The sequence below is a fragment of the Arthrobacter sp. SPG23 genome, from assembly GCF_000876655.1.
Taxonomy (GTDB): Bacteria; Actinomycetota; Actinomycetes; order Actinomycetales; family Micrococcaceae; genus Arthrobacter.
Genome location: NZ_JYCN01000009.1, coordinates 51,215 through 71,670 on the forward strand (window position 1 = coordinate 51,215; position 20,456 = coordinate 71,670).

At 65.0% G+C, this 20,456-nt stretch carries 18 protein-coding genes and 2 riboswitches; of the genes, 10 read left to right on the top strand and 8 right to left on the bottom strand.

The genetic code is table 11. The annotated features are described in order from the left end of the window. Positions 1–223 precede the first annotated feature (223 nt). Entirely contained in the window at positions 224–1,861 is a 1,638-nt protein-coding gene (gene groL, locus TV39_RS03570) for a chaperonin GroEL (protein ID WP_043478465.1), read from the top strand. A 105-nt stretch (positions 1,862–1,966) separates the two neighbouring features. On the opposite strand, the gene TV39_RS03575 is transcribed toward groL, so the two are convergent. Further along, positions 1,967–3,277, bottom strand: a complete 1,311-nt coding sequence (locus TV39_RS03575) for an ABC transporter substrate-binding protein (RefSeq protein ID WP_043478468.1) — start codon at positions 3,275–3,277, stop codon at positions 1,967–1,969. Positions 3,278–3,509: 232 nt separating this feature from the next. On the opposite strand from TV39_RS03575, the gene TV39_RS03580 reads away from it, so the two are divergent. Then, on the top strand, positions 3,510–4,472 hold the full coding sequence (locus TV39_RS03580; protein WP_043478471.1) for a ribonuclease HI family protein: 963 nt from the start codon (positions 3,510–3,512) through the stop codon (positions 4,470–4,472). Between the two features lie 6 nt (positions 4,473–4,478). On the opposite strand, the gene TV39_RS03585 is transcribed toward TV39_RS03580, so the two are convergent. From TV39_RS03585 to TV39_RS03595, 3 genes are all read right to left on the bottom strand, one after another. Beyond that, the gene (locus TV39_RS03585; RefSeq protein WP_043478474.1) at positions 4,479–4,766 is read right to left on the bottom strand and encodes a WXG100 family type VII secretion target; all 288 of its coding nucleotides are present in this window, start codon (positions 4,764–4,766) and stop codon (positions 4,479–4,481) included. 117 nt (positions 4,767–4,883) lie between these two features. Beyond that, entirely contained in the window at positions 4,884–6,374 is a 1,491-nt protein-coding gene (locus TV39_RS03590; protein WP_043478477.1) for a sensor histidine kinase, read from the bottom strand. 2 nt (positions 6,375–6,376) lie between these two features. Beyond that, positions 6,377–7,087 (bottom strand): response regulator transcription factor, encoded by a 711-nt coding sequence (locus TV39_RS03595; RefSeq protein ID WP_043478479.1) that lies wholly within the window; start codon positions 7,085–7,087, stop codon positions 6,377–6,379. Between the two features lie 146 nt (positions 7,088–7,233). Here TV39_RS03595 and TV39_RS03600 point away from each other — a divergent pair, with 146 nt between their 5' ends. The 3 genes from TV39_RS03600 (at position 7,234) to TV39_RS03610 (ending at position 9,538) form a co-directional block, all read left to right on the top strand. Beyond that, the gene (locus TV39_RS03600) at positions 7,234–8,331 is read left to right on the top strand and encodes a phosphotransferase (protein ID WP_052500475.1); all 1,098 of its coding nucleotides are present in this window, start codon (positions 7,234–7,236) and stop codon (positions 8,329–8,331) included. A 72-nt stretch (positions 8,332–8,403) separates the two neighbouring features. Next, positions 8,404–8,661: a hypothetical protein gene (locus TV39_RS03605; protein ID WP_043479064.1), complete on the top strand. Its 258-nt coding sequence runs from the start codon at positions 8,404–8,406 to the stop codon at positions 8,659–8,661. Positions 8,662–8,668: 7 nt separating this feature from the next. Beyond that, positions 8,669–9,538: an FHA domain-containing protein gene (locus TV39_RS03610; RefSeq protein WP_082049468.1), complete on the top strand. Its 870-nt coding sequence runs from the start codon at positions 8,669–8,671 to the stop codon at positions 9,536–9,538. A gap of 54 nt (positions 9,539–9,592) precedes the next feature. Here TV39_RS03610 and TV39_RS03615 read toward each other — a convergent pair whose 3' ends face one another. From TV39_RS03615 to TV39_RS03625, 3 genes are read right to left on the bottom strand one after another with little or no spacing between them, the layout of a single operon-like run. Next, positions 9,593–11,248 (bottom strand): DNA repair helicase XPB, encoded by a 1,656-nt coding sequence (locus tag TV39_RS03615; protein WP_043479077.1) that lies wholly within the window; start codon positions 11,246–11,248, stop codon positions 9,593–9,595. A gap of 40 nt (positions 11,249–11,288) precedes the next feature. Next, positions 11,289–13,793: a helicase-associated domain-containing protein gene (locus TV39_RS03620; protein WP_043478481.1), complete on the bottom strand. Its 2,505-nt coding sequence runs from the start codon at positions 13,791–13,793 to the stop codon at positions 11,289–11,291. 10 nt (positions 13,794–13,803) lie between these two features. Next, positions 13,804–14,037, bottom strand: a complete 234-nt coding sequence (locus TV39_RS03625; protein ID WP_043478483.1) for a hypothetical protein — start codon at positions 14,035–14,037, stop codon at positions 13,804–13,806. Between the two features lie 184 nt (positions 14,038–14,221). Here TV39_RS03625 and TV39_RS03630 point away from each other — a divergent pair, with 184 nt between their 5' ends. Genes TV39_RS03630 through TV39_RS03640 form a run of 3 tightly spaced genes read left to right on the top strand, consistent with a single transcriptional unit; the run spans position 14,222 to position 16,569 of the window. Further along, positions 14,222–14,605, top strand: coding sequence for a cold-shock protein (locus TV39_RS03630; protein ID WP_011690655.1), 384 nt, complete (start codon positions 14,222–14,224; stop codon positions 14,603–14,605). An 8-nt stretch (positions 14,606–14,613) separates the two neighbouring features. After that, entirely contained in the window at positions 14,614–15,174 is a 561-nt protein-coding gene (locus TV39_RS03635) for a DUF3027 domain-containing protein (RefSeq protein WP_043478485.1), read from the top strand. 45 nt (positions 15,175–15,219) lie between these two features. Then, a complete protein-coding gene (locus TV39_RS03640) occupies positions 15,220–16,569 on the top strand; it encodes an MFS transporter (protein WP_082049499.1) in 1,350 nt (449 codons plus the stop codon). Positions 16,570–16,591: 22 nt separating this feature from the next. Here TV39_RS03640 and serC read toward each other — a convergent pair whose 3' ends face one another. After that, positions 16,592–17,722: a phosphoserine transaminase gene (serC, locus tag TV39_RS03645; protein ID WP_043478490.1), complete on the bottom strand. Its 1,131-nt coding sequence runs from the start codon at positions 17,720–17,722 to the stop codon at positions 16,592–16,594. 403 nt (positions 17,723–18,125) lie between these two features. Here serC and TV39_RS03650 point away from each other — a divergent pair, with 403 nt between their 5' ends. Beyond that, positions 18,126–18,821, top strand: coding sequence for a metal-dependent transcriptional regulator (locus tag TV39_RS03650; protein ID WP_043479080.1), 696 nt, complete (start codon positions 18,126–18,128; stop codon positions 18,819–18,821). Between the two features lie 141 nt (positions 18,822–18,962). Then, positions 18,963–19,176: riboswitch (cyclic di-AMP (ydaO/yuaA leader) on the top strand. A 3-nt stretch (positions 19,177–19,179) separates the two neighbouring features. Further along, complete coding sequence (locus TV39_RS03655) at positions 19,180–20,001, top strand: M23 family metallopeptidase (protein WP_043478493.1); 822 nt, start codon at positions 19,180–19,182, stop codon at positions 19,999–20,001. A gap of 148 nt (positions 20,002–20,149) precedes the next feature. Beyond that, positions 20,150–20,308, top strand: a riboswitch (cyclic di-AMP (ydaO/yuaA leader). Positions 20,309–20,456 lie beyond the last annotated feature (148 nt).

Genomic DNA, 20,456 nt, shown 5'->3' on the forward strand with positions numbered 1-20,456 from the left:
GCTAATTATTGACTTAGCACTCCCACGGACTGACTGCTAAATCAACGCCCGGTTCCGGCCGGCTGCGGAGAGGGGCGGGAAGAACAGGGAGCGAAAGAAATACCTTGCTGGGGTGAGATCCCATCCGCGCGGCATACAGAGGCCGCCGGTGAAGGGTCGTCCGTCGCGGGCACCGCAGTGAAGGTTCATTCTTAACGACTGTCCCGAAAGGACTACTGCCGTTATGGCCAAGATCATTGCATTTGATGAAGAGGCACGCCGCGGTCTTGAGCGGGGCCTGAACATCCTCGCCGACGCCGTCAAGGTCACCCTCGGCCCGCGTGGACGCAACGTCGTCCTCGAAAAGAAGTGGGGCGCCCCCACGATCACCAACGATGGTGTGTCCATCGCCAAGGAGATCGAGCTGGACGATCCCTACGAGAAGATCGGCGCCGAGCTGGTTAAGGAAGTTGCCAAGAAGACGGATGACGTCGCTGGCGACGGCACCACCACGGCGACCGTGCTTGCTCAGGCCCTGGTCAAGGAAGGCCTGCGCAACGTCGCGGCCGGCGCTGATCCGCTGTCCCTGAAGCGCGGCATCGAGAAGGCTGTCGAAGCCGTCACCACCGAGCTGCTTGCCTCCGCCAAGGAAATCGAAACCAAGGAAGAGATCGCCGCCACGGCATCCATCTCCGCCGGTGACGACGAAATCGGCGCACTGATCGCTGAGGCGCTGGACAAGGTCGGCAAGGAAGGTGTCATCACCGTCGAGGAGTCCAACACCTTTGGACTTGAGCTTGAGCTCACCGAAGGCATGCGCTTCGACAAGGGCTACATCTCCGCCTACTTCGTCACCGACGCCGAGCGCCAGGAAACGGTCCTCGAAGACCCGTACATCCTGATCGTCAACTCCAAGATCTCCAACGTCAAGGAACTGGTTGCTGTCCTCGAGAAGGTCATGCAGTCCAACAAGCCGTTGCTGATCATCGCCGAAGACATCGAGGGCGAGGCCCTGGCCACCCTGATCGTCAACAAGATCCGTGGCACCTTCAAGTCCGTCGCCGTCAAGGCTCCGGGCTTCGGCGACCGCCGCAAGGCGCAGCTCGCTGACATCGCCATCCTCACCGGCGGCCAGGTCATCTCCGAGGAAGTCGGCCTCAAGCTTGAGACCGCAGGCCTCGAACTCCTGGGCAGGGCACGCAAGGTTGTTGTCACCAAGGATGAGACCACCATCGTCGAGGGTGCAGGCGACGCCGACCAGATCGCCGGCCGCGTTTCCCAGATCCGTGCCGAGATCGAGAACTCCGATTCCGACTACGACCGCGAGAAGCTGCAGGAACGCCTGGCCAAGCTGGCCGGCGGCGTTGCAGTCATCAAGGCCGGTGCCGCTACCGAAGTTGAGCTCAAGGAACGCAAGCACCGCATCGAGGACGCTGTCCGCAATGCGAAGGCTGCCGTTGAAGAAGGCATCGTTGCCGGTGGTGGCGTGGCCCTGATCCAGGCCGGCGCCAAGGCATTCGCCAACCTGCAGCTCGAAGGCGACGAAGCAACGGGCGCCAACATCGTCCGCGTTGCCATCGACGCACCGCTGAAGCAGATTGCCTTCAACGCCGGCCTCGAGCCCGGCGTTGTTGTGGACAAGGTCCGCGGCCTGCCCGCAGGTCACGGCCTGAACGCCGCAACCGGACAGTACGTTGACCTTCTGGCTGCCGGCATCAACGACCCCGTCAAGGTGACGCGCTCTGCCCTGCAGAACGCTGCCTCCATCGCGGGCCTGTTCCTCACCACCGAGGCCGTAGTGGCCGACAAGCCGGAGAAGAACGCTCCGGCCATGGGTGGCGGCGACGACATGGGCGGCATGGGCGGCATGGGCGGTTTCTAACCTGCCCGCCCGCACTAGCGCACCACAATGAAAGTGCGGCTCCCTCGCTTCGAGGGAGCCGCACTTTTGTTTATGGCAGCTAAGGCTTCGGGAACCTGATGGTGATCATTTGCGCGCCGAGGCAAGCATGTCCTCGACTTCCTTCTTGAACTCCTCCGCGGCTGCGGACGGCGTCTTGCGGTCATAGAGTACTTCGTCGGTATACCGCTTGATGACGTTCTGCACGCTCCCCGAACCGACGGGAGGGACAGGGGGCGCCTCGGCCATGTCCGGCTTGATGTCCTGGAGGAAATTGACCACTGTCGAGTCCGCGGGCTTCAGCTTCGACGTAATGGACGTCAGTACTTCAGAGTTGGCAGGGACGCCGCGGTCGGTCATCAGGATCTCTCCCGCCTCCGGGCTGTTTGCCAGGTAATTGATGAACGTTGCGGCTGCCTCAGGGTTCTTGGACCTCGAAGAGGCCGACCAGAACATTGACGGCTTGTAGTACATGCCGTTGTCCGTCGCTTTCCCGTCCGTGCTCGGTGCGCGGAGCATCTTTATGCCGCTTCCCGTGATGGTCTGCAGGGATCCGAGCTGGTTCGTCCACCACCACGCCATGCCAATCCGGTTGGTCCCAAAGAGGCTCTCCTCCAGGCCGGCACCTGCATCCTCCGTTGCGACGGTCGCCGGCGGGCTCGCCTGGGAATCGCGCTGCTTCTTCAGGCGCTCCCAGAATGACGCAGCAGTGCCGGTGTTGAAGTCCAGCTTGCCGTCCTGCGAATACAGGTTTTCGCCGTGCTGCCGAAGCCAGATGATGAGGTCGGCTTCGTTACTGCCGTAGGCGGCTCCGTAGTTCTTGCCCCCTCCTGCCTCTGTGAGTTTTGTGGCGATTTCGTTGAAGTCATCCCAAGTCCACGTGGCGTCGTCGGGCAGCGGTACATTGGCGGCCTCGAACACCTTGGTGTTTGCCATCACCACGTAGGCGTTCTTGCCGGTGCTGAGTCCGTACTGGGCGTCGTTATACCGGCCGGAGGCGAGCTGTTCCTGATCCATTTTCGAGAGGTCGATGCCGTCTTGCTTGGCCAGGTCAAGGAGTGCTCCGCGGCCCCCGTACTCAGCGATGTATTTTTGATCCATCTGGATCACGTCGGGTGCATCGTTGGCTGCGGTGGTGGTGGCCAATTTGTCCCAGTATCCGCTCCATTCGCCGGGTGCGGCCTTGATCTTGATGTTCGGATGGTCCGCTTCGAACGCGTCAATCACCTTTTGGGTCTGGGCATTGAGGTACTCGTTGCCCCACCAGGCGAAGCGCAACGTGACTTCCTTGTCCGCTCCGGAACCCGCGGATGCCCCGCAACCTGTGACAAGCAGTGCGAGGGCAGCGGCGGTGGCTCCTATCTTCAGTCGAAACCTGTTTCCGGACGAGATCTTCATTGATACACCTTCCTGTGTACAGCCGGTGGAATGATCAGGAACCGGGCTGTCCGCCCCGCGGGGCACGTGAACTGCAAGAGGATCCACACTCGAGAAAACGTTTTCTGAGTAGGGATTTTGATTCTTGCACGCACACTCCGAGCCTGTCAACGACCCGCGGTAAGCGTTTTCCAGTCATGCCCCGGGGATTGCCGGAAGCTGGAATGTCGGGCCGGTCTGGCAGGATAGTGCGGTGACGATTACTGCAGCAGCCGACGGTTCGGCTTTAGGAAATCCCGGTCCGGCCGGATGGGCCTGGTACGTGAACGATGACTGCTGGCGGGCGGGCGGCTGGCCGCACGGCACCAACAACCAGGGCGAGCTGATGGCCGTGCTGGATCTCTTCCGCTGCACCGCGCACCTTCCCGAGGAAGAGCTGCACATTCTTTGCGACAGCCAATATGTCATCAACTCGGTTACCAAGTGGATGCCGGGCTGGAAGCGCAAAGGCTGGCGGAAAGCCGACGGCAAGCCGGTCCTGAACGTGGAGATCCTGCGGGAAATCGACCAGGCACTGATTGGGCGCAGGTACCGCTTTGAGTGGGTCCGCGGCCACGCCGGGCACGATCTGAATGAGGCTGCCGACGACCGCGCGCGGGCTGCTGCCACTGCCTATCAGCAGGGCATCGCGGTGCGGTCCGGGCCGGGCTTTGTCCGAGGCGACGGGTCCTCCGCAGCCGCCGCAGCAGCCAAAGCGCCGGTGGTGCAGGAGTCCGTGCCGACAGGAACCAGCAACCAGCCGGATCTCTTCAGCGAGCCGGACCTTTTCAGCGAGCTGGATGCGGATCCGTTCGCGGCGCCGGCCGGGCGGGAAGCAGCTCCCGAGGCCATTGTTGAAGCATTGGAACGGGAGCTGCTCAGCCCCGATACCCGTGCCGATATCGGGCGGACCGGCGTGCTGCTGCACCCCGAGTTCACGGAAATCGGCAGCTCAGGGCGGCTGTGGACGCGTGATTCAATGATGATGTCGCTCGAGGAGAACCCCGGCGGTGCAGTTGACCTGGAGATGATTGGCGCCGAGCGGATCAGCGCCGAAGCGGTCCTTCTGACCTACCGCAGCAAGGGGCGGGCGGGATCCTCGCTCCGCAGTTCGCTGTGGGTTCTCGACGGGAAACGGTGGCGCCTGCGCTTCCATCAAGGAACGCCGGAGGCTTAGCCCGGTTCAGCTGAACCGCTGCGTATTGCCCTGCTCTGCCTGGGCATACGTGGCGGCCGCGGAGGCGAGGGCCGTATTGATGGAGGCGAGGGCGGCTTCGACTTTGCCCTGGGTGAGGGTCCACTCCGTGATCAGCCCTTGGAAGTTGGTGGCCGCCGACCCACGCCACGTGCCCTGCAGCTCATCGAGGCCCCTTTTCATCGCCTGGACGTCCGCGCTGATGCGGTCAACCGTGGCCTTGACGTTGGCGGATTTGAGCTGGAGCAGTTCGGTATCAACAGAGATGATGCTCATTGTTAGTGCCCTTCGACGCTGTTCGGAAGCTTGTTCAAGCTTGCGGGCGGCCCGGGTGTCCGGGGACCGCTACGTCGAGCCTAGGAAGCGGGCGGAAGGCCGCGCTACAGCTGCTGCCTATATGTGGACAACTTCGCCGCCGTCGCCGCCGTCTCGCCGGCTGTCTGCATAGTGGGCTGCCTCGTCCTGAAAGGGGAGGCTCACCACCATGGTGGCACCGCCGCCGCCGGTCGGGACCACCCGGACGGAGCCTGAATGCGATCCGACAATGGCAGCAACGATGGCGAGGCCGAGCCCGCTGCCCCCGGTTTCGCGGGTCCGCGAGGTGTCCGACCGGTAGAAACGCTCGAAGATCCGGGGTGCTTCCTCCTCAGGGATTCCGGCGCCGTGGTCGCGTACTTCTATGACGGAGGACCGCCCGCCGGCATTGTCCGTCCGCACCCCAACGGCGAGCTCTACGGGCGTCCCGGCCGGGGTGTAGCGGAGGGCGTTGCCCACCAGGTTGCCCACCACCTGGCGCAGTTTTGCCTCATCGCCCAGAACCGGCGCCGGGGACGGCGGGCCGCCGTCGAGGCCGGTCAGGGAAATGGTCCGGTCCCGGTCGCTGGCCTGGGTGTCCACGACGGCGTCGTTGGCGAGAAGCAGCAGATCCACCGGCTTCTGCTGCAGGGGGCGCTGCTCGTCCAGCCTGGCGAGGAGCAGGAGGTCCTCCACCATGGAGCCCATCCGCTTGGCCTCGCTCTCAATGCGGCCCATTGCGGTGGCCACGTCCTCTTCCCTGGTCAGCGCGCCCTGGCGGTAGAGCTCGGAGAATCCGCGGATTGTCACGAGGGGGGTGCGGAGTTCATGCGAAGCGTCAGCGGCAAAGCGGCGCATCCGCTCTTCCGATGCCATCCTGGCCGCGAAAGCGGACTCAATATGGCTCAGCATCGCGTTGAGGGAGCCGCCCAGCCGGCCCACCTCAGTGGCGGGATTCTCCACGTCCACTCGGCGGGAGAGGTCACCCGCGGCGATGGCGGCGGCGGTCCGCTCCACGCGCGCCAAGGGCCGGAAGGATCTGGACACCGTCCAGGTGGCAATGAAGAAGGCCAGCACCAGGGTCAGGAAACCCACTCCGATGACCACCAGCGAGGCGTGCTCCACGACCGAGTCCACGGGAGCCAGGGGCAGGCCGATGATGACGACGGCATTGCGCTGGTTGCCGTCCACAACGGGCAGCGCAACAACGCGCCAGTTCCGCCCGTCGGTACCCCTGACCTGGAAGGGGGCCAGGTCGAGCTTGTTGGCTTCGGCAGGGGAGAGGCTGTCGATGTCCGGGTGCGAGTCCTTGCTGCCGCCGAAGGGGAACGCGTCCTGGTCCTGGCGCAGGAGCATCAGGGAATAATCCGTGGGGATGTTCGGATTCTGCTGCAGCAACTGGCTGAAGGACTGCTGCTGCTTCACGGAATTTACGGCGACCTTGAGCTTGTCGTCAACCTGCCCCTGCAGATAGCTATGCAGGAGTGTCAGTGTGCCGGAACCGGTCACGGCGAGTGCCACCAGCATCAGCGCCATCATGATGGCCACCAGCTGGGAACGCAGTGAGGCCGACTTCCAACGGTGCAGCAAGGTCAGCGCTTCTCAGCTGTCCGCAGTACGTAGCCCACCCCGCGCTTGGTCTGGATCAGGGCCGGGGCGTCGGGGTCGATGTCCACCTTGCGCCGCAGGTACGAGATGTAGGACTCCACGATGGATGCGTCGCCATTGAAGTCGTATTCCCAGACATGGTCCAGGATCTGGGACTTGGACAGCACCCGGTTGGGGTTCAGCATCAGGTAGCGGAGGAGCTTGAACTCGGTGGGCGAGAGCTCAATGACGGTGCCGCCGCGGCGCACCTCGTGGGCGTCGTCGTCGAGCTCGAGGTCGTCCACCCGGATCACCGCGTCGTCGTCAGGCATTGGCTGGGTGCGCCGCAGCACGGCGCGGATCCGGGCCACCACCTCGTCCAGGCTGAACGGCTTGGTGACATAGTCGTCGCCGCCCACGGTGAGCCCGGTGACCTTGTCCTCGGTGTCGTCCTTCGCAGTGAGGAACAGGACAGGGAAGTGTTTGCCGGAGGCACGCAGCCGGCGGGTGACGGTGAACCCGTCCATGTCCGGCAGCATGACGTCCAACACGGCAAGGTCGGGGGCGTGGAGCTCGGCGGCGGCGAGGGCGTCGCGTCCGTTGCCGGCCGAGACGACCTCGAAGCCTGCGAACCTCAATGAGGTGGAGAGCAGCTCGCGGATGTTTGGTTCGTCATCGACGACGAGCAGCTTGGCTTCGGGACCGTTCTTTTTCATACCTCCCATGATGCTCCCAGAATCTGGGAGTTTTCTGAATGAACGTTGAGTGTCCCATGAGTGGATCCCGGCACTCGGGGTGGCGTTACTTTACTATTTTGCCCAAAGGCCTTCTTCGAGGCCGCCCGGGCCACAGAAGGGTATCCATGAACGCGCCGTTGCTCGAAAATATGGATGCCCTGGGCGATGCCGGGCCAGAACCCCACGAGTTGGCAGCATTGGCTGCGTCGGCCCTGGGCGAAGCAGCCGTCGAATTGCTGACCGCCCGTGCAGAGGCGATTGACTTCCCCATGCTCAACATGACCACCGCAGGGCTTTGGCGGATCGACGGAACGGTCCGCGCCAGCAGTTCCCGTGCCGGCAATACTGTTGGCGTCGCCCGCTTCAGCATGGTGGTCAAGGTCATCCAGTCACCACTCCTGTGGCAAGGCATTGAGCAGGTACCGGAAGCTTTCCGTGCAGCGCTCGCCGCCCGGTACCCGTGGCGCACCGAGGCGCAGGTCTATGCGTCGGGGCTCGGCGACGTCATGCCGCAGGGCGGACGCCTTCCCGCGGTCTTCAAGATTGCCGAACTGGATAGCCAGCGGACGGCAATTTGGATGGAAGATGTTGCGGACGCTGCGATGGCCGGCTGGACGGACCGGTGTTTCGCGGATGCGGCCCGGTTCCTGGGCAGGCTGTCGGGCTGCGCCGGTGCGCGGGAATGCCTCGCCGCCATCCCGGATGCAAGCACTCCCGAAGGACTCCGCTTTTTTGTGGAGGGCGTGGGCGCGAACGTCTTCATCCCCGCGATTCAGGGAGAATCCCTCTGGCGGCACCCGGTGGTGGCCGATGCTGCGGACGCGGATCTGATCGCAGGACTGCGTGGCCTTGCGGACAGGGCGTATGCGCTGGTGGAGGAAATCATCGCCCTGCCCCAGCTCCCGGCGCACGGTGACGCCAGTCCGCAAAACCTGCTGGTGGAAGTGCTCCCCGACGGGCCGGCCCCGGCGTCGTTCGCAGTCATTGACTGGGGGAGGTACGGCCTCGCCTGCAGCGGCTTTGACCTCGGCCAGTTACTGTCCGGCTGGGTCAACCAGAGCACGACTCAGCCGCGCTCCGGAGCCTGGTGGCTGCACGTGCGGACATGGCACGCTTTGTCCTGGACCAGCTGGCAGCCACCGACTGACGGGGAAGCGGGAACCCTTTTTGCGGAAAATTCGTTCGTGCCCGAAAGGGTTTCCACTGCTACCAGCCGGTACTAGAGTGAGGCCACTGAGTCCACGAGGATTCGGGACGAATCGTTCATGCGGCACCCAATGAAGGGCATTACCACCATGACGGAAATAAACGCGCCTGAGAGTACCCGTACTGCCGACCGCAGCATCCGCGACTGGGCAGACCTGGCTGAGGAAATGTGGTCCTACCTGACGGGCAAGGGCGCAGCGATCAACTATAACTTCATCGACATGACCGTGGAGGTCCCGCGGGACATCGGCCCCGACGCCCCGCGCGCTACGTGGAAGCTCAACGGCAGCCTCCGGGTGACCACCAGTGACAAAGACGCCCTGGGGTCAGACGAGAACCGGAGCTGAGCCGGACGTGAACGGATTCCGCCTCGACATGGACCTGGACTTCTCATTCACTGATGAGTCCGGAACGGTAACGCGGGGAACGGCGCGGGCCGGCGGCAGCGAGGTACGAATCGCCGTGGACGGCCTGGAATCGTTCAGTTCAAACGGCATGCCGTCGCTGGATGAGATCCGTCCGCTGGCCCAAACGCTCGCGGAACGGGGGCTCACGGTGGTGGTTGACGGTCCGGACGGCCACATCGTGAGCCTCGGCGCGGTGACAAGCCCGGCGTCGCAGCGGCTCATCACCCGCTCACCCCATATCAAGCTCGGAAAACTTGGCGCCCTGGCGCCCCTCATGAAGCGTGGACGGCGCCCGGCGCGGGGATTCTCGCTGCTGCCACCGCAGACACCGCTGCCGTTGATGCCGACCGTCAGGCGGAGCATCGTCCGCCATGTCACCACCACCCACCACACGCGGGGCAGCGGCAGGCCGCGGCTTATTTTCGTGCAGGACTCGGCCACGTGGAACGGCCAGGTGCCGCGCGAATTCACGCTCAGCAGGGAGATCGTGAGGATCGGCAGCGACGAGTCCTCGGACATCCAGCTGGCCGGCCTGGACGGGATCCATGCGGAAATAGTCCATAACGCTGATGACGAGTACGTACTGGTGCCGCACGGGCGGGTCACCGGAAGCGTCGCGCCAACCGGCGAGTCCATTCTCCGAACGGGCGCGCGGATCCAAATGGGGCAGTGGTGCCTGGCCTATTTCCGTGAGGAATTCGCCGACCACGGGCGTCCTTTCGGTGGCCGCAGCGGCGGCGAGCTGGCCTACCAGGCGCCGCAGCTGGATCCGCGGACAGGAACTACGGAAGTGGACGGATCGCGCGGGATCAGCTGACCGCCGGCCGTCCGCAGCAGTGGGAGGGCCGGCCGGACCTGCGGGTGCCGTGGATTATGTGGCCGTGGGATTCCGACCGACGTCTTTGGCGTCCATGATCCGGTACGCGTATCCCTGCTCTGCGAGGAACCGCTGGCGCTTTGCGGCGAAGTCCTGGTCGAGGGTGTCCCGGGCCACCAGCGAGTAGAACCGTGCCGCGCGGCCGTCCTGCTTGGGGCGAAGCAGGCGGCCCAGGCGCTGGGCTTCCTCCTGCCGGGAACCGAACGAGCCGGAGACCTGGATGGCCACCGAAGCCTCCGGAAGGTCAATGGAGAAGTTGGCCACCTTGGACACCACCAGGGTCTGCACCTCGCCCGTCCGGAAGGCCGCGAAGAGCTTCTGGCGTTCCTTCACCGACGTGTCACCCTTGATCACCGGTGCCTGCAGCCGCTCACCCAGCTCGTCCAGCTGGTCAATGTATTGGCCGATGACCAGCAGCTGCTCACCCCGGTGTTGCTCCACGAGTTGTTCCACCACGGCGGTCTTCGTCTCGGACGTGGCACACAGCCGGTATTTGTCCGCGTCCTCGGCCATCGCGTACGCAACGCGTTCGTCGTGTGGAAGGTCCACCCGGACTTCCACGCAGTCCGCGGGCGCGATGTAGCCCTGGGCCTCGATGTCCTTCCACGGGGCGTCGTAGCGCTTCGGGCCGATCAGGCTGAAGACTTCGCCTTCGCGGCCGTCCTCGCGAACCAGCGTTGCCGTCAGCCCCAGCCTCCGCCTCGCCTGCAGGTCCGCCGTCATCCGGAAGATGGGTGCCGGCAGCAGGTGGACCTCGTCGTAGATGATCAGGCCCCAGTCGTGGCCGTCCACCAGTTCAAGGTGGGGGTAGAGCCCGCCGCGTTTGGTGGTCAGGACCTGGTACGTCGCGATCGTGACCGGGCGGACCTCCTTGACCGAACCGGAGTACTCGCCGATCTCCTCCGCCGTCAGCGACGTCCTCTTGACCAGCTCGTCTTTCCACTGCCGGGCGGAGACGGTGTTGGTCACCAGGATCAGCGTCGTGGTGGAGCTGGTTGCCATGGCGGCCGCGCCCACCAGCGTTTTCCCTGCACCGCAGGGGAGCACGACGACGCCGCTGCCGCCGGCCCAGAAGTTCTCCGTGGCCAGTTTCTGGTACGGCCGGAGCTTCCAACCGGATTCGTTGAGCATGATGGGGTGCGGCGTGCCGTCCACGTAGCCGGCCAGGTCTTCGGCGGGCCAGCCGATCTTGAGGAGCAGCTGCTTCAGCTGCCCGCGCTGCGAGGAGTGGACCACCACGGTCTCGCCGTTGATCCGCGGACCGAGCAAGGGCTGGATTTTCTTGGCACGGGAGACTTCCTCGAGCACGGGGTAGTCGCTGGTCCGCATCACGAGGCCGTGCTGCGGGTCCTTTTCCAGCCGCAGCCGGCCGTACCGGGACATGGTTTCTTCGATGTCGATCAGCAGCGAATGCGGCACCGGGAAACGTGAATACTTCAACAGCGTGTCCAGCACGCGTTCCGCGTCCAGCCCTGCCGCACGGGCGTTCCACAGTCCCAGCGGAGTAAGGCGGTAGCTGTGCACATGTTCCGGTGCACGCTCCAGTTCGGCGAAGGCGGCGATGGCGTGCCTGGCTTCGGTCGCCTGCTCATGGTCCACCTCGAGCAGGATGGTTTTGTCGCTCTGGACGATCAGGGGCCCGTCGTTCACGGTGCCCAAGCCGTTATGCGGGAGGTACGTGGGGTGCTGGTCACTGCTGGAATTCCTCTTCCGCCTCAATGTCGATGATCCGGTGGATGGAGAGCACGCGTTCCGTTTCGCGTGCGGGGTCGAAGACCCTGACCCGTCCGCCGTTCACAGAAACCGGAACAACCGTTTCCCGGCTGGAATTCCCTTGGCTGTCCACAACGTTCATCACCACTGCCTGCCGGAGGCGGATGGCTTTTTGCAGGGTCTCGAGGCCGAGCTGCGTTGCTTCCTCCCCGCTTGTTGCCGACGGCGGGCGGTTGCCCCCGTTCCCGCTCGGAGCGTGGGGGGCGCTCTGGCTGCGAAGAATCGCAAGCTGGGCGTCGACGTCGGCCTCCGCCGGCGCCGTGCGCGGCGCGCTATACACGGGACGTCCGCTGCCCGGAACGGCCGTGGTCCGGCGGAGCCGGATCAGCGTTGACTGCGGTTCCTCGACGGCGGGCGACAAACCCAGCGCACGCAGTACCTGCGCGGTTTCCTTGGGGGCCGCATGGGAGATGAGGACCGTAGGGGCGATGCGGACCAGCCCCAGCCCGGCGGCGCTGGATTCCTTGACCAGTTCCAGCAGGGCACCTTCGTCGTCACTTTGGATGAAGCTGGCGGCCACGCCAACGCGCAGCCTCCCGTGCCGCGCCGCGGTGTCCTCCACGAGGTATTCGAGCGGCTGCGGTACAGCGGTGGCCGAGTGCTCGCGCAGGAAACCCAACAGGCTGGCGGCGTCATGGCCGGCGTCGAGGGCGCGGCGGACGGACGCCACGGAAAAGCGGTAGATGGTGGCCGGGCCCTGCCCCTCGGCATCGGCCATCACCAGCAGCTTTTCGCTCAACTCCGGCGCCAGGTAGCCCGGCGCCACGGCGGTGAGGTCAGCCTGCAGCAGGACGTGGTTGAGTGCGGCCGGCAGATGCTCTCCAAGGATGTCCAGTGCCTCATCGGGCCGTTCCGCGGCAATGGCCGAGCCCAGCTGGCTGAGTGCGCCCGATCCAATGAGGCCGAGCATTTCCGCTTCGGCCAGGACACCCCGGATCAGTGAACTGAAGCGCCGGGCCATCCGGGGCTGGGTCCATTCGGCCCGTTGAAGCACCGCCGCGGCGTCCAGTACCGGCGCCTTGCCGTCCGCTTCCTCGGCCTCAAGGGTGAGTTCGTTGAGGATCTCCAGGATGCGCTTCCGGACGACGGGCGCGTCCGGCCGCTGGGCTTCGGCTGAGAGTGCGTTGATGGTGGTGCCGGCAGCTGCCCGGTGCGGGACCTGCCCCGCTCCGGGGCCGGTGACGGGCTGGCCCACCAGCGACGGGGCGCGTTCGCTGGCCAGCCAGGCGTTCACGAGCCAGAGCCACTGCTCCTGGCGGGGCAGCGTCAGCCACTCCAGCTGTTCCGGCTGGACCCAGGCGGAACTGTCAACGTCCAGCCGGAGCAGTCCGGCCAGGGCACAGAGCTCAACCAGCAGGCCGGCCCGGTGCAGATCTATCCGCAGCGAGTCAGCCAGCCGCTTCATCTCACGCACCCCGACGCCGCCGCTCCGCAAGGTAACGAGGGGCTGCTCCCGCACGGCATACAGGAGTTCGCCGGTCAGGCGGAGGGTCTCGGCGATGGCGCCAAGGGCGGCATTGCGGCGCAACGCCGCGGTGGTCTGCCCAAGTTTCGGAGCCGGGGGAGTGAGCGTGAAGTCCTCGATCACGGCGCCGCCGCGGAGGGCGATTCCCACGCTGTGCGGCAATTCCACGTGTGCGGCGTCCAGCGGCACCAGCAGGCCCCTTGCCAGGAGCCAGTCCACAGGCCCGACGTCGGAGCCTTCGTTAAGCACCGACGCCCGCCGCTGCGCCTGCGGTACGGCGCCCATGGCCCAGTTCCCGAAGCGGGCCAGGAGGGCCGTGGTACGGTCCGGGGCTGTGGCGAGTATCTGGTTCAAGGCTTCAGGTGTGGCCGTCCAATGCTGCAGTGACAGGGCTGCTTCCATCGGGGTTGTGGCGGGATGGATCGCGGCTCCGCTGTGGTGCAGTTCGGCGACGAGCTGCACCACACGCTGGGCGAAGGCCGGCTGCAGCCGGACCAGTTCCGTATAGCTCCGGCCCAGTCCCGCCGGATAAATCCCCACAACGTCACGGAGGCTTCCCACCGGGAGGTAGAAGCGCTGGCGGGGACCGGCCGGGACGACGGCGCCGTGCGGGGGTTCTGCACGGTGCACGAGGGCCAGTTCTTCAAGTGACTGCAGGATACGTTCAATGGCGGCCAGCGACGCGCCGTGGATGACTTTCTTCAGTCCCGCGGCCGATGCGCTGTGGGCAGTGTCCGTATTGGTGCAGAGGTGGAGGGTCTCCAGGACCTGCATCTGCGGCCGGTTCAGCCGCTCCAGGGCGCGTTGCACGCTGACCCTCGCGCTGGCCCGGGCCGCGAGGGCCGCAAAGTCGGGAACGTTCGGTGAGACCAGGTCCGGCCGCGCGGAGAACAAGGCCCGCAACGAGTCGTCGCTGCGTGCCTCCAGTTCCTTGCTGAGCGCGCGAATAAGGGACATCAGTCCAACGTTACCGCCCGCCGGACTTTCCTGCCCGGCGGCGGGCGGCGACGCCGTCGATCACCAGGACGATCATGAGGAGGAAAGCCAGCGGCAGGCCGTACAGGGCCAGGGACGTCACCCACACCGGGGCGGCGCTGCCGGCAAACGCAATGGCCATGACGGCGCCCACGGCAGCCAGTGAAAGGACGGCAATAGCCGCCGCAAAGATCATCAGTGGCCGCCGGTAGCGGGAGGGTGTCATGGAAGTAACGCTAACAGCCCGGCCCCTGCCGTGCCGCAAAGCGGGAATCCTGGTCCCGGCAGGATAACCTTGAAGATACAGACCAACATGGTCCAGGCAGTCATACCCTGAACCCGCATATCAGTGCGGATGCGGTGGCCGCCGGCCGTGTCACAGGAAGTCCAGAACGAAGAAGGTTGATTACGTGCCTACCGGCAAGGTCAAGTGGTATGACAAGGAAAAAGGCTTCGGATTCCTCGCAGGTGAGGACGGCCAGGAAGTATTCCTGCCCAAATCCGCGCTGCCCGAGGGCGTAACGGAACTCAAGGCCGGCACCCGCGTGGAGTTCGGCGTTGCTGACGGGCGCAAGGGAGCCCAGGCCCTCGGCCTGCGCGTGCTGGACAAGACACCGTCCATTGCCAAGGCAAAGCGTCCCAGCGCCAAGGACCTGGCACCCCTCGTCCAGGACCTGGTGACCGTGCTGGACAACCTGTCCGGAACGCTGTCCGCCGGAAAGTACCCGGAAGGCAACAAGGCCAAGGCGATCGCCGCTGCCCTCCGTAAGGTTGCCGACGAGCTGGACGCCTAGGCATCCGCATGACTTCCCAACCTGACCAGAGCACCCCCAAACCGGCGTCAAAGCCCCGTGCCGGCGTTCCTGTGTGGCGCACCGGCAAACCGGACGCGGTGCTCGCTGCGGCCGTGGACTTTGCCCGGGCTGCTGTTGAGGGCATCGCCCCGGCCGAGCAGATCGGACAGCATCTGGGAGCCAAGAGCGAGGGGGACCGTGTTGTCACGCATCTCTTCGAATCAAGGCTGGCCGGGTACCAGGGATGGCAGTGGTACGCCGTGATCACGCGCAATTCCCGGTCCAAGGTCATCACGGTGAACGAACTTGGCCTGCTGCCTTCGGAGGACTCGATCCTGGCTCCTGAGTGGGTGCCGTGGGCTGAACGGGTGCGCCCGGAAGACGCCCAGGACGATGAATCCGATGCCGACATGATGGACGCCGGCCCGGCCGTCTCCGACGCCGGCCCGGCCCTTTCCGACGGCGACGAAGATGCCGCTTCCGATGACGACGGCGAGGTTGCCGGTTCGAATGGCGACCCCGGCGACGCCCCGGAGGACGGAACCGACTCGGCCCGCGAGGTCGACTAGCCAGTTGGAACCATGGGGGACTGAGCAACCCGGAGGCCGGCGATGATGTCTACCTTCAAGTCCCTGCACATCCTCAATTACCGCCTGTGGTTTGTGGGCGCCCTGATTTCCAACATCGGTACGTGGATGCAGCGCACGGCCCAGGACTGGCTGGTCTTCGCCCATCTGACAGACCACGACGCAGGGGCCATGGGTATCACCATGGCCCTGCAGCTGGGGCCGCAGCTCTTCCTCGCGCCCGTGGCCGGGCTGGTGGCGGACCGTTTCAACCGCCGCCACCTCCTGGTGATGACGCAGTCGGCCATGGCGCTGCTCAGCACGGGCCTCGGACTCCTGGTGGTCCTGGGCGCCGGGCAACTATGGCACGTCTACGCGTTCGCCCTGCTCCTGGGCCTGGTGTCCGCCCTTGATGCTCCCGTCAGGCAGACGTTCGTCTCGGAACTGGTGCGCGACGACTACCTGCCGAATGCGGTGGCACTCAACAGTGCCTCCTTCAATGTCGCCAGGATGATCGGGCCCGCAGTGGCCGGCGTGCTGACGGTGGCCGTCGGGCCGGGGTGGGTGTTCCTGATCAACACTGTGACGTTCCTGGCCCTCTTGTTCAGCCTGTGGAAGATACCCTCTTCATCCCTGCGCGTCCTTCCCAGGGCGGCGGCCGGCAAGGGACGTATCCGTGAGGGACTGCGCTATGTGCGGTTCCGCCCGGACATCGTAGTGGTGCTCGTGGCGGTCTTTATCGTGGGCACCCTCGGGTTGAACTTCGTCCTGTTCATCGCGGCCATGGTGGGCACGGAATTCGGTCTGGATGCCAGTGCCTTCGGGTTGATGAACTCCATCATGGCCATCGGCTCCGTGGCGGGTGCATTGCTGTCCGCCGGCCGGGCCAAGCCCCGGCTCCGGATCATTTTCGGGGCAGCCGGCGCGTTCGGCGTCACGTCCGGGCTGGCGGCCCTGGCGCCCAGCTACTTCTGGTTCGGCGTCGCTCTGGTGCCGGTGGGCCTCTTTGCCATCACGATGATGACCAGCGCCAACGGCTATGTGCAGACCACCACAGACCCGGTGATGCGCGGCCGGGTGATGGCCCTTTATATGGCCATCTTCATGGGCGGCACACCCGTCGGGGCTCCTCTGGTGGGATGGGTGGCCAACGTTGCCGGCCCCCGGTGGTCCATGTCCGTGGCTGCCGCTTCCGGGCTGCTGGCCGCACTGATCGGCATGGTGTGGATCATCCGGGCTAAGCAGCTGCGGCTCGGATTCAACCGCCGCGCCCGGGGGCTGCGCTATTTCCGGGTGGTGTCCGCGAAGTCCAACAACTCCGGCGAAGCTGAAAGCAGCGTGGGCAAAGAAGAAGGCGCCGTCCGGGACCAAAACCCGGACGACGCCGTCGAACGCTAACGCATCAGCGTTGACTGGTTACTTACTTCCGCAGTTCGCCCACGACGTAGTCGATGCTGGACAGGAGCGCGTTGACGTCGTCCGGATCGATCGCCACGAAGGTGGCGATGCGCAGCTGGTTGCGTCCCAGCTTGCGGTACGGCTCCGTGTCCACAATCCCGTTGGAGCGGAGGACCTTCGCGATGGCCGCCGCGTCGATTGAATCGTCGAAGTCGATGGTGGCAATCACGTTTGAACGGTCTTCGGCCTTGGCCACGAACGGGGTGGCGTATTCGGAGGCTTCTGCCCAGGAGTAGATGCGGCCGGCCGAGTCGGCGGTGCGCGCAGCGGCAAAATCGAGCCCGCCGCTGGCGTTGAGCCACTGCACCTGCGCGTCCAAAGTCACCAAGGTGGCCAGCGCCGGCGTGTTGTACGTCTGGTTGAGACGCGAATTGTCAATGGCGGTCTGCAGGTCCAGGAAGTCGGGGATCCACCGGCCGCTTGCCTTGATGCGCGCCGCGCGCTCCAATGCGGCGGGGGAGAAGAGGCCGAGCCACAGCCCGCCGTCGGACGCGAAGTTCTTCTGCGGCGCAAAGTAGTACACGTCAGCTTCCGACACATCGACGTCCAATCCGCCGGCAGCGGAGGTGGCATCGATCAGGACGAGCGACCCTTCATCTGCCCCGGCAACCCGCTTGACGGGGGCGGCCACACCCGTGGACGTTTCGTTCTGGGGCCAGGCGTATACGTCAATGCCCGACTCTGCCTGCGCCACGGGCCGCGTGCCGGGATCGGCCTTGATGATGGAGGATGCGTCCAGGAACGGAGCCTTGTTGGTGGCAGAGGCGAATTTGGAGCCGAACTCGCCGAAGGAGAGGTGCTGGGCCTTGCTGTCCACCAGTCCGAATGCCGCGACATCCCAGAATGCGGTGGAGCCACCCACGCCGAGGATGACTTCGTAGCCTTCAGGGGCGCGGAAGAACTCGCTGAGTCCGTTGCGGACGGACCCTACGAGGTTCTTGACCGGGGCCTGGCGGTGCGACGTGCCCAGGAGCGTGGCTGATGCGGCGGACAGTGCTTCGATCTGCTCGGGGCGGACCTTTGAAGGCCCGGCGCCGAACCGTCCGTCCTTGGGCAGGAGGTTGGCGGGGATAGTGATGCTGGTGTCGCTCACAGTGGCTCCAATTTTTCGGCGTGGACGTGGAAAAGGCCCGGCAGTGCACGGGTTCCTGCAGTGGGAATCCCCTATATTCTGCCTGACGTGCCCGCGGGGCACGGAACGGCATCCGTCATAGTCCAGTCACTGAGACATTGCAGGGGCACCTGCGTTTCCGTTGCTGTTGCGTTCTGCTTCGCTGCGGCGTCGGTTCTGTTGGGGGGATTATCCGGAGTAATTCAAAATAGGCTAAGCTGTTCCCTGACGTACGGCGGGCCGCGATGCCGGCCGGGCTCATCCCGTGAGGCCGTCCCCGGAGGTTGATCGGTGGATGCAGGCCCACGTCGCCGAGGCCAACAGGAAGGCCTCCGCGCGGTACGGTGGGACTGACGCAAGGACTGTGCTCGAGGAGCTGAGCTGGATGACGGATCTGATCGACACTACTGAGATGTATCTTCGGACAATCTTGGAGCTTGAGGAAGAGAACATCGTTGCTCTCCGCGCCCGGATTGCCGAACGGCTGCGCCACTCCGGCCCCACCGTCTCGCAGACCATCGGGCGGATGGAACGCGACGGACTGGTAGTTGTTTCGGGTGACCGCCACCTTGAGCTCACCGAAACCGGCCGGAAACGGGCCACGGAGGTCATGCGCAAGCACCGCCTCGCGGAACGGCTCCTGGCCGATGTCATCGGCCTCGACTGGGCGTACGTCCACGACGAAGCGTGCCGTTGGGAACACGTCATGAGCGAACGCGTGGAGCGGCGCATCTTCGAACTGCTGGACCACCCCACGGTTTCCCCCTATGGCAATCCCATTCCCGGCCTGGCAGCCCTCGGCGGCCAGCCCGCCCCCGCGTTCACCGACGGCGTGGTGAACCTCCTCGACGCCATGAGCGCATACGGGGCCGACTCCCGCGTCACTGTCAGCCGGCTGGCTGAGCCGATCCAGGTTGAGCCGGAGCTTCTGGTGCAGCTCGACGAAGGCGGGATCCGCCCGGGTGCAACCCTGGCGCTGGAGCGTGTGGGCGAGTACATCTCGGTGCGCGTGCCCGAGATCGAAGGCGCCTTGGAACTGCCGCCCGAAGTTGCGGCCCACGTGTTTGTTACCGTCAGCTAACCGCCCAACTCGTAGGACCACCTACAACCGGGCTGAGATGAAGATAACGGAATTATTACCGTGCTGATTAATCACCTATAGTTGAGGACTAGCGCCGATACTAAAGCGTTACCTGATCCGAAGCCGAGCTCTGCCAGCGGATCAGCGTACGAATCACCTCCTGGCAGAGGCGGGGGAACCACCATCGGCCGTTATCAAACGGTCTTGGGGTGAAGTCCGTCAGCGGCAAGCCACTTCCGACGAAGGATTCCTTAGGGACACCCCTGTGTCGGATGCCTTGCATTGGCGGGCCGGGTCTGTGATCTCTCTGACCCGAATCCGACAGCTAACTTCGCAGGCTATCCAGAGAGGATATTTTTTGACCACGCAGACCGTCAGGGGCCGCCGCAGGGCGACCGGTCCCGCTTCGGAGTACCCCGTGGCCGAAGCCGTTATGACGGTCAGGCCGCGCGATGCACACCGCGATGCCCGGCGACGCCGGAGCCTGTTCAGCCAGGTGACCGAGTTTGCTGCCGCCAGCGGCGTGGGTCAGAAAGCCGGCATTGCGCTGGCGGCCACCGGACTGGTCCTCACCGTGACCGTTCCGTCCACTGGACCGATGACATCCACGGCAGACACGGGAAACCCCGCTGCCGCGGCAGTCGCGGCGCAGCCGGAGGTCTCCGCTGCCGCCAGCGCCAAAATCGACTTCAACCGGACCACCGTAGCCACCAAGGGGGATCCCGACGGCAAGCTCAAGCAACTCCTGAGCGCGCAGTCAGCTGGAACCATCACCCGTGCGGCGTCCACCGGCAGCCTGGGGGCGCCGCTGGAACAGATGGTCACCGCTTCACCTTTCGGTTTCCGGGTCAGCCCCATCACGGGCGGAGCCGGCGAGTTCCACCGCGGCCAGGATTACGCGGCCCAGTGCGGCACCAGCGTCTTCGCTGCTGCCAGTGGAACCGTGACCTTCTCCGGCTGGCACCCCTACGGCGGCGGTAACCGCGTGGTGATCGACCACGGCAACGGCCTGGAAACCACGTACAACCACCTCTCGTCGTCCAGCGTCCAGGTAGGCCAGAAGGTCAGCCGCGGCGACGTCGTGGCGCTCAGCGGGACCACTGGAGCCTCTACCGGCTGCCACCTCCATTTCGAAGTAATGGTCAACGGCGAAGTCGTCGACCCGCTCGGCTGGCTCTGATCCAAACGATGGGTCACTCTCGCATTCCTGTGACATGCCGTGATCTGAATGTGACATTCGTTCGGAATTCCTGTACCGTTTAGAGCACGCCAACTTTTCCGAAGTTGGCGCTCTTGAGTGGATTGCCTAACTCTGCCACCGCTCAAGGTCCGTTCGCATGACATCGTCTGGCAGAGGCGGGGGAACCAATTTTGGTCTTCGCAAGAAGACCTTGGGGTTAAGTCGCAACGCTTCCCAGGAAGCCGAGCGGCCGGGTGACTCCCATCCGAATCCGACAGCTCACCTCGTAGGCATTGGGAGAGGCTACCTTCGTGTCTACACGTCACAATTCTGCGCGCCACCGTGCGCAAACGGTTCGTACGAACCCGTTGAACTCCGTGTCCAGGGCTGTTACTGCCAACGCCGGGACCGTAGGTCGCCAGGCGGCTGTCATCGCAGCTGCTTCCGGATTGATC

Bases quoted from the DNA above. Each gene is read 5' to 3' on its own strand.
- groL (WP_043478465.1), top strand. From the start codon at position 224: ATGGCCAAGATCATTGCATTTGATGAAGAGGCACGCCGCGGTCTTGAG.
- TV39_RS03575 (WP_043478468.1), bottom strand. From the start codon at position 3,277: ATGAAGATCTCGTCCGGAAACAGGTTTCGACTGAAGATAGGAGCCACC.
- TV39_RS03585 (WP_043478474.1), bottom strand. From the start codon at position 4,766: ATGAGCATCATCTCTGTTGATACCGAACTGCTCCAGCTCAAATCCGCC.
- TV39_RS03595 (WP_043478479.1), bottom strand. From the start codon at position 7,087: ATGAAAAAGAACGGTCCCGAAGCCAAGCTGCTCGTCGTCGATGACGAA.
- TV39_RS03600 (WP_052500475.1), top strand. From the start codon at position 7,234: ATGAACGCGCCGTTGCTCGAAAATATGGATGCCCTGGGCGATGCCGGG.
- TV39_RS03605 (WP_043479064.1), top strand. From the start codon at position 8,404: ATGACGGAAATAAACGCGCCTGAGAGTACCCGTACTGCCGACCGCAGC.
- TV39_RS03620 (WP_043478481.1), bottom strand. From the start codon at position 13,793: ATGTCCCTTATTCGCGCGCTCAGCAAGGAACTGGAGGCACGCAGCGAC.
- TV39_RS03625 (WP_043478483.1), bottom strand. From the start codon at position 14,037: ATGACACCCTCCCGCTACCGGCGGCCACTGATGATCTTTGCGGCGGCT.
- TV39_RS03635 (WP_043478485.1), top strand. From the start codon at position 14,614: ATGACTTCCCAACCTGACCAGAGCACCCCCAAACCGGCGTCAAAGCCC.
- TV39_RS03640 (WP_082049499.1), top strand. From the start codon at position 15,220: ATGTCTACCTTCAAGTCCCTGCACATCCTCAATTACCGCCTGTGGTTT.
- TV39_RS03650 (WP_043479080.1), top strand. From the start codon at position 18,126: ATGACGGATCTGATCGACACTACTGAGATGTATCTTCGGACAATCTTG.